The organism is Pinirhizobacter sp. (assembly GCF_035317885.1).
In the GTDB taxonomy this organism is placed as follows: domain Bacteria; phylum Pseudomonadota; class Gammaproteobacteria; order Xanthomonadales; family Rhodanobacteraceae; genus Pinirhizobacter.
This window is the reverse complement of the sequence record NZ_DATHFX010000490.1, coordinates 1-11,436: the sequence shown is the minus strand read 5'-3', so window position 1 is coordinate 11,436 and position 11,436 is coordinate 1. Positions and strand designations below refer to the sequence as shown.

General features: G+C 65.2%; 16 protein-coding genes. 10 read left to right on the top strand and 6 right to left on the bottom strand.

What is annotated here, in order from left to right:
• Positions 1–222: 222 nt before the first annotated feature.
• Positions 223–762: a peroxiredoxin gene (locus VK519_RS16165; RefSeq protein WP_324351442.1), complete on the bottom strand. Its 540-nt coding sequence runs from the start codon at positions 760–762 to the stop codon at positions 223–225.
• Between the two features lie 118 nt (positions 763–880).
• Here VK519_RS16165 and oxyR point away from each other — a divergent pair, with 118 nt between their 5' ends.
• Positions 881–1,798, top strand: coding sequence for a DNA-binding transcriptional regulator OxyR (gene oxyR, locus VK519_RS16160; protein ID WP_324351440.1), 918 nt, complete (start codon positions 881–883; stop codon positions 1,796–1,798).
• A gap of 15 nt (positions 1,799–1,813) precedes the next feature.
• Positions 1,814–2,401: a hypothetical protein gene (locus VK519_RS16155; protein WP_324351438.1), complete on the top strand. Its 588-nt coding sequence runs from the start codon at positions 1,814–1,816 to the stop codon at positions 2,399–2,401.
• On the opposite strand, the gene VK519_RS16150 is transcribed toward VK519_RS16155, so the two are convergent.
• Positions 2,395–2,913 carry an adenine phosphoribosyltransferase gene (locus tag VK519_RS16150; protein WP_324351436.1) on the bottom strand — a complete coding sequence of 173 codons (519 nt, stop codon included), beginning with the start codon at positions 2,911–2,913 and terminating at the stop codon, positions 2,395–2,397. The genes VK519_RS16155 and VK519_RS16150 overlap by 7 nt on opposite strands.
• 56 nt (positions 2,914–2,969) lie before the next feature.
• On the bottom strand, positions 2,970–3,242 hold the full coding sequence (locus VK519_RS16145; protein ID WP_324351434.1) for a putative signal transducing protein: 273 nt from the start codon (positions 3,240–3,242) through the stop codon (positions 2,970–2,972).
• 86 nt (positions 3,243–3,328) lie between these two features.
• Between VK519_RS16145 and VK519_RS16140 the strand changes: the two genes are divergently transcribed.
• From VK519_RS16140 to VK519_RS16130, 3 genes are read left to right on the top strand one after another with little or no spacing between them, the layout of a single operon-like run.
• On the top strand, positions 3,329–5,092 hold the full coding sequence (locus VK519_RS16140) for a glutamine--tRNA ligase/YqeY domain fusion protein (protein WP_324351432.1): 1,764 nt from the start codon (positions 3,329–3,331) through the stop codon (positions 5,090–5,092).
• Positions 5,093–5,094: 2 nt separating this feature from the next.
• Complete coding sequence (locus VK519_RS16135; RefSeq protein ID WP_324351430.1) at positions 5,095–5,652, top strand: nucleoside deaminase; 558 nt, start codon at positions 5,095–5,097, stop codon at positions 5,650–5,652.
• Positions 5,649–6,350, top strand: coding sequence for a TVP38/TMEM64 family protein (locus VK519_RS16130; RefSeq protein ID WP_324351428.1), 702 nt, complete (start codon positions 5,649–5,651; stop codon positions 6,348–6,350). The genes VK519_RS16135 and VK519_RS16130 overlap by 4 nt, the downstream gene beginning before the upstream one ends.
• Here the strand turns inward: VK519_RS16130 and VK519_RS16125 are convergent.
• On the bottom strand, positions 6,347–6,703 hold the full coding sequence (locus VK519_RS16125) for a hypothetical protein (RefSeq protein WP_324351427.1): 357 nt from the start codon (positions 6,701–6,703) through the stop codon (positions 6,347–6,349). The genes VK519_RS16130 and VK519_RS16125 overlap by 4 nt on opposite strands.
• A 124-nt stretch (positions 6,704–6,827) precedes the next feature.
• Between VK519_RS16125 and VK519_RS16120 the strand changes: the two genes are divergently transcribed.
• Positions 6,828–7,235 carry a hypothetical protein gene (locus VK519_RS16120; RefSeq protein WP_324351425.1) on the top strand — a complete coding sequence of 136 codons (408 nt, stop codon included), beginning with the start codon at positions 6,828–6,830 and terminating at the stop codon, positions 7,233–7,235.
• 109 nt (positions 7,236–7,344) lie between these two features.
• Positions 7,345–7,599: a hypothetical protein gene (locus VK519_RS16115; protein ID WP_324351423.1), complete on the top strand. Its 255-nt coding sequence runs from the start codon at positions 7,345–7,347 to the stop codon at positions 7,597–7,599.
• Here the strand turns inward: VK519_RS16115 and VK519_RS16110 are convergent.
• Positions 7,586–8,029, bottom strand: a complete 444-nt coding sequence (locus VK519_RS16110; protein ID WP_324351422.1) for a DUF4399 domain-containing protein — start codon at positions 8,027–8,029, stop codon at positions 7,586–7,588. The two genes, VK519_RS16115 and VK519_RS16110, sit on opposite strands and share 14 nt — an antisense overlap.
• 210 nt (positions 8,030–8,239) lie before the next feature.
• On the opposite strand from VK519_RS16110, the gene VK519_RS16105 reads away from it, so the two are divergent.
• Complete coding sequence (locus VK519_RS16105) at positions 8,240–9,874, top strand: OFA family MFS transporter (RefSeq protein WP_324351420.1); 1,635 nt, start codon at positions 8,240–8,242, stop codon at positions 9,872–9,874.
• 66 nt (positions 9,875–9,940) lie between these two features.
• Here VK519_RS16105 and VK519_RS16100 read toward each other — a convergent pair whose 3' ends face one another.
• Positions 9,941–10,153 carry a hypothetical protein gene (locus VK519_RS16100; protein WP_324351418.1) on the bottom strand — a complete coding sequence of 71 codons (213 nt, stop codon included), beginning with the start codon at positions 10,151–10,153 and terminating at the stop codon, positions 9,941–9,943.
• Between the two features lie 64 nt (positions 10,154–10,217).
• Here VK519_RS16100 and VK519_RS16095 point away from each other — a divergent pair, with 64 nt between their 5' ends.
• Both VK519_RS16095 and VK519_RS16090 read left to right on the top strand, forming a co-directional pair.
• Complete coding sequence (locus tag VK519_RS16095) at positions 10,218–10,943, top strand: N-acetylmuramoyl-L-alanine amidase (protein ID WP_324351416.1); 726 nt, start codon at positions 10,218–10,220, stop codon at positions 10,941–10,943.
• A 154-nt stretch (positions 10,944–11,097) separates the two neighbouring features.
• The coding region (locus VK519_RS16090; protein ID WP_324351414.1) for a hypothetical protein at positions 11,098–11,436 on the top strand (339 nt) is incomplete at its 3' end.

The window sequence follows — 11,436 nt, the reverse complement described above, 5'->3', positions numbered from 1 at the left end:
GCCCGGCGCGCCGGCTTCGGTGAGTACCGAATCCAGGTTCAGGCGCAGGTCTTTCGCATACTCGGGCAGGCTGCCCCGGAGGTCGGCAAGACTCATGTCATATCCTCAAGTTGAATAAATTCTGGACAAAAAAAGGGCGGCAAAGCGATCACCTTGCCGCCCTTCGGGTGGGTCGCGGCGCGCGGGGGAGGGAGCTAATGCGCGCGACCCATGACCGTTACATCAAGCCACCTTGAGCGTCTCTTCGCCCTGGCTCCAGTTGCAGGGGCACAGCTCGTCCGTCTGCAGTGCGTCCAGTACGCGCAGCACCTCGGCCGGATTGCGGCCCACCGAACCATCGGTGACATAGACGAAGCGAATGATGCCTTCCGGATCCACCAGGAACGACGCGCGCTGGGCAACACCCTCGTCGGACAGGATGCCAAGGGCCGAGGTGAGGTCCTTCTTGATGTCGGCGAGCATGGGGAACGGCAGGTCGCGCAGGTCCTTGTGGTCCTTGCGCCAGGCAAGGTGGACGAACTCCGAATCGGTGCTGGCGGCCAGCACCTGGCAGTCGCGGTCGGCGAACTGGCTGTTGAGGTCGCCAAAGCCCTTGATCTCGGTCGGGCAGACGAAGGTGAAGTCCTTCGGATAGAAGAAAACCAGCGTCCACTTGCCCTTGTAGGTGTCGTTGTTGATCTGGGCGAACGCCTTGTCGAGGCTCTCGATCGAGACCGTGGCCGTCAGGTCGAACTTGGGAAACTTGTCGCCGATGCTAAGCATGGGTGGCACTCCTTGAGGGGTTGGGGGAACGAAGGGAAGCGAAGGCAGACGAGAACTATAACCGGCGGATTCACATACAGCAAATCAATTGTTTGCATACTCGTGATAGACTCAGACTATGAATATCCGAGACCTGCAATACCTCGTCGCCCTCGCCCAGCACCGGCATTTCGGCCGCGCGGCCGACGCCAGCTTCGTCAGCCAGCCCACCTTGAGCACCCAGATCAAGAAGCTGGAAGACGAACTGGGCGTGTCGCTGGTCGAACGCGCCCCGCGCAATGTATTGCTCACCGAGGTCGGTGCGGAGATTGCCCGCCGCGCGCGGGGCATCCTGGCCGAGGTCGACCAGATCAAGTCCATCGCCCAGCGCACCCGCGATCCTGAATCAGGCAGCTTGCGACTGGGCATTTTCCCCACGCTCGGGCCTTACCTGCTGCCGCACATCGTGCCCCGGGTACGCGAGCGTTATCCGCGCCTGGAGTTGCTGCTGCGCGAGGAAAAATCCGACCAGATCCTGCACATGCTGCGCGAAGGCTCGCTCGATGCAGGCATCCTTGCCCTGCCCCTCCACGACGACAGCCTGCATACGGAATTCCTGTTCGAGGAATCCTTCGTGCTGGCCGTGCCCGAGAAGCACGCGCTCACACAATCACGCAAGCTCACCATGGACGACCTCGCCGACCAGAGCCTGCTGCTGCTCGAAGACGGTCATTGCATGCGCGACCAGGCACTGGAGGTTTGCCATATGGCCGGCGCCACGGAAAAGACGGGCTTCCGCGCCACCAGCCTGGAAACCCTGCGCCAGATGGTCGCCGCAAACGTCGGCATCACCCTGCTGCCGGCGCTGTCGGTGAAACCGCCGGTGGCGCAGACGGGGCAAGTGCGCCTGCTGCGCTTCGCCGAGCCCGCGCCGAGCCGCCGGATCGCCATGGTCTGGCGCAAGAGTTCGGCGGCCGGAGCGTTCCTGCACGGCGTGGCGGACGTTGTCCGCAGCCTGCCGGCTGACCTCTTCGACGACCACGACATCGCGGTCTGACCTTTGCGGCGCCTGGTGCTGATCCTCCTGGCCATCGTGGTCGTCTTCGGGGCGATCCACTGGTGGCACCTGCGGCCGGCCCGGCCGGGACCGGGCGTGCTGGCACCCGATGCGCCGGTGCAGGTAGACCTTGACCCGGACCAGGGCACCCGGCTCGTTCGAGGCGATGCCGTGCTGACCACACGGGCCCATTTCTCGATGACGGCCCGCGTGCTGGCGCGCGAGGACTACGCCCATGACGACCTTGCCTCCAGCGTGCCCGTGGACCTTGCCATGGGCTGGGGACGGATGTCCGACACATCGGTGCTCAATCGCATCGAGATCTCGCAATCGGGCCGGTTTTACTACTGGCATGTCGAGCAATTCCCGATTCCCCAGGGAGAGATCGTGGCGTCGAGTGCGAACATGCACATGATCCCCGCCGACGACGGGGTGAAGCGCGCGCTGCAGCGGGTCCGCCCCGGACAGGTCGTGCACGTGGAAGGCTTCCTGGTGGACATCAACCGCCGCGATGGCCGCTGGTGGCACACCTCGCTCAGCCGCACCGACGCCGGCGCCGGCGCCTGCGAGATCATCTACGTCGAATCGATCGCGGTTCAGTAGGCAAGAAGCCGGTGCAGCGGGGCTTCGCCCAACCAGCGGGATCGCCCGTTGAGCGCGGTCAGTTCGATCACCACGCTACCGCCTATCACCGAGGCACCCAAGTGCTCCACCAGGCGGCGGCCGGCTTCCAGGGTACCGCCGGTGGCCAGCACGTCGTCGACGATGATCGCACGCTGCCCCGGGCGCAGGGCATCGATACGCGCCTCCAGGCGGTCCATGCCGTACTCGAGCACGTAGTCCACGCCGACGGTAAGTGGCGGCAGTTTGCCCGCCTTGCGCAGGGGCACGAACCCCGCGCCCAGCCGCGCCGCCATCGCCGCGCCGAAGATGAAGCCGCGCGATTCGATGCCGCAAACCACCTCCACGCCGGCGCCGCGCCAAGGCTGGCACAGCAGGTCCAGGCAGCGGGCAAAGCCATCAGGGCTGGCCAGCAGCGGGGTGATGTCCTTGAATCCGACACCGGGGCGGGGAAAGTCCGGCACGTGCCGGACCAGCGCTTCGATCTCATCCATCGCAAAGCTTCATCGTGGTGGGAGGGCCCGCCCACCATAACCGAGGACGGTGACACTCAGGCGGGAAGCAGTCCCGGGAAATCGAGGTCGCCGCTACCGGCTACCGCGCGGGCCTCGGCAAGGTCGGCCTCCACGGCGCGGACGATCAATTCGGCCGCGGCCGCGCAGGACTCGGGCACCATCACGTTCAGCAAGTCGCATACCGGCAACTGCCCGATGCCCCCGGTGAGGAGCTCGCCGGAGACAAAGGCCGGGATCTCCGCGCGTTCGAGCGCATCCTTGACCAGATGCGCGTCGAAGATGTTCGCGGCGCGGTAGACGATGTGCATGGCAGCACGCTAGCGCGCGGCGGCCATGCGGCGCAAGACCGGGTAGAATCGAAGGCTTGTCTTAGCCCCTCCTGGAACACGAACCGATGTCCACCGAGCACCTGCCAACCGGCCCCACCGACGACGCCACGGGCGAAATCCGTGACTTCATCCGGCAGATCGTTCGCGAGGACCTGGCCACGGGCAAGCACACGTCCATCCACACCCGTTTTCCCCCCGAGCCCAACGGCTTCCTGCACATCGGCCACGCCAAGGCGATCTGCCTGAACTTCGGCCTGGCCCAGGAATTCGGCGGCGTCTGCAACCTGCGCCTGGACGACACCAACCCCGCCAAGGAAGACCCGGCCTTCGTCGATGCCATCAAGGGCGACGTGCACTGGCTCGGCTTCGACTGGTCCGAGCTTCGCCACGCCTCCGATTACTTCGGCGTGTTCTACCTGGCCGCCGAGAAATTGATCCAGCAGGGCGACGCCTACGTGGACGACCTGTCGCCGGAGGACATGCGCCAGTACCGCGGCACGCTCACCGAGCCTGGCCGCAACTCGCCCTTCCGCGACCGCAGCGTGGAAGAAAACCTCGCCCTCTTCCGCCGCATGCGCGCGGGCGAATTCGCCGATGGCGCAAAGACGCTGCGGGCGAAGATCGACATGGCCGCAGGCAATATCAACCTGCGCGATCCGGCGCTTTATCGCATTCGCAAGGTGACCCACCAGAATACCGGCGACGCCTGGCCGATCTACCCGATGTACGACTTCGCGCACAGCTTGTCGGACGCGCTGGAAGGCATCACCCATTCGCTGTGCACGCTGGAATTCGAAGACCACCGTCCGCTGTACGACTGGTGCGTGGACAAGGTGGACCTGGTCAACCATCCGGCGCTGTGGCAGCACCTGGTCGAGGCAGGCATCCCTACGGTTCCCAGCAAGCCCAGGCAGATCGAATTTTCGCGGGGCAATATCAGTTACACGGTGATGAGCAAGCGCAAGCTGCTGAACCTCGTGCAGGGAAAACTCGTCGACGGCTGGGACGATCCGCGCATGCCCACCATTGCCGGCGTCCGCCGCCGCGGCTTCACCGCCGCGGCGCTCCGCCTGTTCTGGGAACGCATCGGGGTGAGCAAGCAGAACAGCGTGATCGACCTGGGCGTGCTGGAAGGCTGCGTGCGCGAAGACTTGGACTCGCGCGCCGAACGGCGCATGGGCGTGGTCGATCCGCTCAAGGTCACCCTGACCAACCTGGATGCCTCCCACGTCGAAACCCTCACCTTCCCCAATCACCCGAAGGATGAATCCTTCGGGACGCGGCAGGTGCCTTTCGCCGCCACCGTATGGATCGAACGGGAGGATTTCGAAGAAGTGCCGCCGAAGGGTTTCCATCGCCTGAAGCCCGAAGGCGAAGTGCGGCTGCGCGGCGTGGGCATCATCCGTTGCGATGAAATCGCAAAGGATGCCGGCGGCAAGGTGGTGGAGCTTCGTTGTTCGCTCGATCCGGACACCCGCCATGGCATGCCCGGCGCCGACCGCAAGGTCAAGGGCACCATCCATTGGGTCAGCGCCCACCACGGCGTGTCCGCCGAGATCCGTCTGTACGACCGCCTCTTCGACGTGGCCGACCCCGACGACGACAGCGACGGCAAAACCTACGAAGACCACATCAACCCCGACTCGGTGCGCGTGGTGCATGGCTACGTGGAACCGGCCGCCACCACCATCGCCAGGGACCAGCGCGTGCAATTCGAGCGCATGGGCTATTTCGTGCCCGACTCGCACGATCATGCCGCGCCCTCACGGATCGTCTTCAACCGCGTGGTTACGCTACGCGACAGTTGGGCAAGGCAGGCCGGAAAGTGACCATGTTGATGGCGCAGATCCACCTGACACTCCCCGTATGGGTCAACGATGCCGTCGACGACGGCCGCGTGTACGCATCCGACGAAGACAAGGTTGGCCTCGCCATCGCGCTCTCGGCAGGTAACCTGGAACACCGTACCGGCGGCCCGTTCGGCGCCGTGGTGTTCGACGGTGAAGGGCGTGTGGTGGCGGCTGGCGTCAACCGCGTGGTGCCGCACAACTGTTCGGTGGCCCACGCGGAGATCATGGCGTACATGAGCGCGCAGCAACGCCTGCAGCGTTTCCGCCTGAACGAAGGCGGCGGCCGCTATATCCTGGCTTCCAGCGCACAACCGTGTTGCCAGTGCTATGGCGCCACCGTTTGGGCGGGCGTGGATGAGCTGCTGATTGGCGCACGCTCTTCGGATGTGGAAGAGCTCACCGAATTCGACGAGGGTCCGCTTCCCGCCGACTGGATGGGCGAGCTGGAACGGCGAGGCATCGCGGTGCGCACGGATATCCTCCGCGACGACGCGCGCAAGATACTGGCTGCATACGGGCAGGATGGCCCGGCGTATTGAGCCGCTGGCGCGCCGCGCTGCCCCTCCTCCTGCTGGTCGCCACCGGCATCGTGCTTTTCAGTTCCGGCGCCTTTGACCGCCTGAGCCCCACGAACCTGGTCACCGACCAGGACATGCTGCATGCGATGGTGGCGGCGAGCCCGGTATCCACGCGCCTGGCCTTCATCGGCCTGTTGACCATGGCGGTATCCACGGGCATCCCCGGCACCGTGGTGATCATCTTTGCCGGCGGGCTGATGTTCGGCCTGGTCGATGGCGCGATCTGCTCCACCATCGGCCTGGTGCTGGGGTCGCTATTGCTGTTCCTGGCCAGCCGGTACGCCTTCGGTGCCGGCTCCAAACATCCACCGCTGCTGGTGGAGCGGCTTCGTCATGGCTTCGGCAGCCATCCGGTGAGCTACACCTTGTTCCTGCGCCTGGTCCCTGTGTTGCCCTTCGGCGGCATGACGGTGGCCCTGGCCTGGCTGCGCTGCCCGCTGTGGCTGTTCCTGGGTGCCACGGCCGCGGGCGGAGCCGTCACCACCGTGTTCGAGACATCCATTGGCGCGGGGCTGGACGTGGCCATGGCGCAAGGCCAGCCGCTGGACGCCAGCCTGCTGCTCAACCATCACGTACTGATCCCGATGGGGGCATTGGCCCTGCTGGCCCTGCTTCCGCTGCTGGTGGGCCGCCTGCGTGGCCGGCCGAGAAGCCCCTAGCGCATCGCGCGGATCAAGCCACTGCGCGCGTGGATCTTGCCGCAGCCAGTGCAACGTCGGGAAATGCCGTGACGGCTCTCGCGTTCGGCCTGGAGCAGGCAGCCGCAGACAAAACAATTCGGCGCCACCCCTGATTTCCAGCGCAGCAGCCGCAAGCTGGCCACCCCCACCAGGGCGGCGGCCAGTATGAGCAGGGCGTAGCCTGCCAATGAGGTCAGGGTGACGGCCGATCCGGCGGCATCGGCAACATCGGCGCCGATCCGGCGGCCCACGCTGGCCAGGGCTGCACCCGACGCGGCCACGCAGGTGGCAGGGGCATACAGGCGAAAGAACATGCGCGAGAGATATGTCACGGTCTAGGGCCCCCTGGGTTGGCGCAGAGCGTGTCCTGACCGCCGTGCAAGACGGGTGAACGCTGCACGCCATCACCACGCGGCAGCGGCGACCATGCCCGCATCAAAAGGCAAGGAACCTGACGTGGCCCACCGACAGCACCCCGAGACCTACACCATCGACCACTTCGAGACGGTGGACGACGGCACCCAGGTCGAGCCGCATCACCTTCCCCAGGCCTGCGCCGTGCTTTCCGGTGCCCCCGACCGCGAATGGCATCAATACTTCCTCGAATCCGCACGCCAGGTAGAGCAGGCACGCCCGGGCATGCGGCTGGAACTGCTGGCCGATCGCCTGCGCTTCTACACACGCGCATCGACCGCCGAGGAAGCCTGCTCCGCCGTGGTGGCGGCGGTCCGCGACACCAACCGCGCTTACATGACGGTGCGGGAAGCTGAGAACCGCCGCATGGCCCAGCGCCGTGAGGAAGTGGAGGAACTGGGCAAAAGGCTCAAGGTGATCAGCAAGAAGCTGGGCAAGGTGGTGGGCTGATCATAAATCGTGTGCGTTTTCGGCATTCCTTCACCGTCAACGAACTATTCCTTCCAGCGTTAGTTACGTTAGCGGGCTGGGTGGAGCATTTGACTTAGGATCGAGCGACTTGCGCAAATGGATCTGCATTATCGCCGGCGGCCCCGACCACGGCGCGCTGGTACCGCAATGGTGTGACTTCACTGATTCGATGCCGCCGTCGTTCGATTCCAGCGACGGTCGCCCGCTCGAGCCGATTTCCTGCGTCAGTAACGGCGACGACCATCGCTGCGTGATGATGCACCCACGCGCCACTCCCTACGAAGTGGATGTGGCGGTGGCGATGCTGACAGCTGTAATGGAGACGCCGCTTACTTTACGGTGACGGTGATTTTCTTCGACACGATCGGCGGGTCGAAGGGAATGTGGTTTTCGTCACCCAGTTCCAGTTGCAACGTGTGCTTGCCCGGGGCCAGCTTCAGCGCGGTTTCCGTCTGGCCCTTGCCGAAGTGGATATGGGTGGCGTCGTTGGCAATGGGCACGCCGGCCGCCGGCAGGGTGTCCACATCCACCAGAAGGTGATGGTGGCCGGTCCCTTCCTTCTTGACGCCCGCCGGCGCAATGCCCATGCCCTTCAAGCCGAAGACCACGGTGACCTCGGGACCGACGGTGGCGCCATCCCTGGGCGAGACGATGTAGACCTCGGCACCGGCCGGGGCCTTGGTGACCGGCAATGCCGGGGCATCGGCAGCCATGGCCGTGGCCGTGGCCGTGGCCAGCGAGGCAAGCGCAAGGCTCATGATCAGTCGCTTCATCGGGGTCTCCTTCATGCGGGGGGGAGAGGTAAGTATAGGCACGCCGCCGCCGATCGACGGGGTCAGAGTATTCACTCTGACCCCGAACTTCCAAGCTTCGGGCCGGGACTGCCGGGATTCGACCTTGGTCGGGTGGCGTCAGGCCGTCGTCCATTTACCATGGGCGGATTCGCGGGCCACATGGGTCCGCGCGCCACCAGGGGGTAGACCATGTCGGACACCACAGCCGATGCCGGAATACTGGCGCGGGAACGCATCATCGCCGGACCGAAATTCAACCGCTGGCTGGTGCCACCCGCGGCGCTGGCCATCCATCTTTCCATTGGCATGGCCTATGGGTTCTCGGTGTTCTGGCTACCGATGACCAAGCTGCTCTCGGGCACCGATGCCGCTGCCTGCGCAAACCTGGGCTTCTTCGCGCAGATGTTCACCAGCACGTGTAACTGGACGGTGCCGGCCGTCAACCACATATTTGAAACCTTCATCGCCGTATTGGGCATTTCCGCCTTCATCTGGGGCGGCTGGCTTGAACATGCCGGGCCGCGCAAGGCGGGTTTCTACGCCGCACTGTGCTGGGGTGGTGGCCTGGTGCTGGGAGGCATCGGCGTGTCCATCCACCAGTTGTGGCTGGTGTACCTGGGCTGCGGTTTGATCGGCGGCATCGGACAGGGATTGGGTTACATCACTCCCGTTTCCACGCTGATCAAGTGGTTTCCCGACCGGCGTGGCCTTGCCACCGGTTTTGCCATCATGGGCTTCGGCGGCGGCGCCATGATCGGCGCTCCGATCGCGGTGAAGCTGATGTCCGTGTTCAGCGTAGGCGGCGTGTCGGGCGTCCCCACCACGCTGATGGTGATGGGCGCGATCTACCTGGTGGCCATGTCGCTGGGCGCCTTCGGCTTCCGCGTGCCACCCAACGGCTGGAAGCCGGCCGGCTGGGTGCCCAAGGCCGAGAAATCCACGGGATTGATTTCAAGCCACCACGTGCATCTGTCGCGTGCCTGGCGCACGCCGCAGTTCTGGATGGTCTGGATCGTGCTGTGCATGAATGTCACCGCCGGCATCGGCGTACTGTCGATGGCAAGCCCGATGTTCCAGGATGTCTTCGGCGGCGAACTGCTGGGCCTTAAAGGTTCAGGCACCGCCGGCCTCTCCGTCGAACAGAAGGCTGCCATCGCGGCCGCGGCCGCGGGCCTGGTGGGATTGATCAGCCTGTTCAACAGCGTCGGCCGCCTGGCCTGGGCCTCGGCCTCGGATTACCTCGGGCGCAAGGCCACGTATTTCGTGTTCTTCGTGCTTGGCATCGTCCTGTATTGCACGCTGCCGACACTCGGCCACATGGGCCTGGCCGCCTTGTTCGTGGTTACGGTGTGCGTGGTGATGTCGATGTACGGCGGCGGCTTTGCCACGGTGCCGGCGTACCTGGCCGACCTCTTCGGCACCCAGATGGTCGGCGCCATCCACGGACGGCTGCTTACGGCGTGGTCGGTGGCAGGCGTGGCAGGTCCCATGCTGATCGCCTCGCTGCGGCAGACGCAGCTCGACGCCGGCGTGGCCAACACGCTGGTGTACGACCGCACGCTGTACATCCTGGCCGGATTGCTGCTGGTAGGCCTGATCGCCAACGCGATGGTCCGGCCGGTGAACGCGAAGTACCACATGACCGAGGCCGAGCTCGCCCATGAACGCTCGCTGCAACACGAGGCGTCTTCTGATGAAGCGCAGCAGGCAGCAGCAGCACGCGGCCCGTTCGGCGTGATCGGCGTGCTGGCATGGCTCGCCGTGGGTATCCCGTTCCTGATCGGCGTGTACATCGCGCTGGCCAAGGCAGCGGCGCTGTTCTAACGGCCCTGGCAGCACACGCGACGACGGCCCGGGCTCATGCCCGGGCTGCTGTTTCCACCGCGGCCATTACATCTGGTCGCGGCACTCGTTCGCCCAGGCGCGAGCCTCGGCGATGAGAAAATGCAGGGCTTCAGCTTGCGTGGACATCGACAAGCCGGCATAGCGACGGTTGAGCACCGTGTCGCCCTGGTCGATAAGTGAAAATCCGTCTTCGAACAGCTCCACTTCGAATCCGCGCACGCGCGCGATCCGCCCCTGGATCGTTTCTGAACGAGTCATGTTTACCCTCTCCCCGGGTGCATCCTGCACCGCTGGGCGGCGCCGCGCAAGTTATGATCGGCCGATGCCCTTGCGCGCCCTTGCCCTCGCCGCCTGCCTGCTTCTGTCCGCCTGCGCCAGCGGCCCGGCGCCGCAACGCAGTCCGCTTGCCCGCTGGACGCCATCGCCCAACGAAAGCGCCCGTCGTCCTGAACTTATCGTGCTGCACCATACGGCGATTCCCGATATGGCGACCTCCCTGCAGGTGCTGCGCCGGCAGGGTGGCGACGACCCGGTAAGCGCCCACTACCTGGTGGGCCCGGACGGTGAAATCCGCCAACTGGTGGACGACGGCCGCCGTGCCTGGCACGCGGGCGCATCGCGCTGGGGCATCATGACCGACGTCAATTCAGCCTCGATCGGCATCGAGATCGTCAACGACGGCCACTCACCCTTTCCGCCCGCGCAGATCCAGGCACTGATCGCGCTGCTCAACGACGTGACGCAACGGCTCGGCATCGCGAAAACCGCCGTGGTCGGCCATGCCGACATCGCGCCAGTGCGCAAGGATGATCCGAGCGTGTATTTCCCATGGGCGGAGCTGGCGCGCTACGGATTTGGGCGCTGGTACACGCTGCCACTGCCACCGGCACCGCCCGGCTTCGATGCGATGAACGCCCTGCGCCTGGTCGGCTACGACACGAGCGATCCGCGCGCGGCAGTCGTCGCCTTTCACCGGCACTTCCGCGCCAGCGAAGGTGATGCCCTGGATGCGATGGACGCGGACATCCTTGTGTCGTTGACGCGCTAAGTTTCGTCTGCGCCATCGCGGGAGATGGATTGACGAAGTTTCAGCGGATTCCTACAGCGGTGGCCAATTCGCGTGGATAAAATCTAGGAATCTCCCACGCGCCGCCGCGTTGCCCCGTGACAACGCGCGTCCCTTCGAAGGCAGGATGCTTCCCATGGCAATCGACGCCATTCCCCCGCAACGTCACGTTGCGCATTTTCCCGACACTAGCCCGCAATGGCTCCCTGGCCCGACATGCTGCCACCGCCTGGGTCATCTCGAGGCTACGACAGCTCGCATCGATGCGGAGGTTACCCACCTCAGGGCTGACGTCAACCACCTTAGGGTCGACGTGAACCAGCTCAAGGTCGATGTGAACCAGCTCAAGGTCGACGTCACCGAACTCAAGATCGACATGGCTGCCGTCAAGGAACGCCTCACCCACATGCCCACGAAAGCGCAGCTGCTCGTCTGGGGCCTTGGAGCGGCGGCGGTGATCATCGCTGCGCAGTGG

What these genes read in the sequence shown, in the direction of transcription:
- VK519_RS16165 (WP_324351442.1), bottom strand. Translation starts at nt 762, where the DNA reads ATGCTTAGCATCGGCGACAAGTTTCCCAAGTTCGACCTGACGGCCACG.
- oxyR (WP_324351440.1), top strand. Translation starts at nt 881, where the DNA reads ATGAATATCCGAGACCTGCAATACCTCGTCGCCCTCGCCCAGCACCGG.
- VK519_RS16150 (WP_324351436.1), bottom strand. Translation starts at nt 2,913, where the DNA reads ATGGATGAGATCGAAGCGCTGGTCCGGCACGTGCCGGACTTTCCCCGC.
- VK519_RS16145 (WP_324351434.1), bottom strand. Translation starts at nt 3,242, where the DNA reads ATGCACATCGTCTACCGCGCCGCGAACATCTTCGACGCGCATCTGGTC.
- VK519_RS16140 (WP_324351432.1), top strand. Translation starts at nt 3,329, where the DNA reads ATGTCCACCGAGCACCTGCCAACCGGCCCCACCGACGACGCCACGGGC.
- VK519_RS16135 (WP_324351430.1), top strand. Translation starts at nt 5,095, where the DNA reads ATGTTGATGGCGCAGATCCACCTGACACTCCCCGTATGGGTCAACGAT.
- VK519_RS16110 (WP_324351422.1), bottom strand. Translation starts at nt 8,029, where the DNA reads ATGAAGCGACTGATCATGAGCCTTGCGCTTGCCTCGCTGGCCACGGCC.
- VK519_RS16105 (WP_324351420.1), top strand. Translation starts at nt 8,240, where the DNA reads ATGTCGGACACCACAGCCGATGCCGGAATACTGGCGCGGGAACGCATC.
- VK519_RS16100 (WP_324351418.1), bottom strand. Translation starts at nt 10,153, where the DNA reads ATGACTCGTTCAGAAACGATCCAGGGGCGGATCGCGCGCGTGCGCGGA.
- VK519_RS16095 (WP_324351416.1), top strand. Translation starts at nt 10,218, where the DNA reads ATGCCCTTGCGCGCCCTTGCCCTCGCCGCCTGCCTGCTTCTGTCCGCC.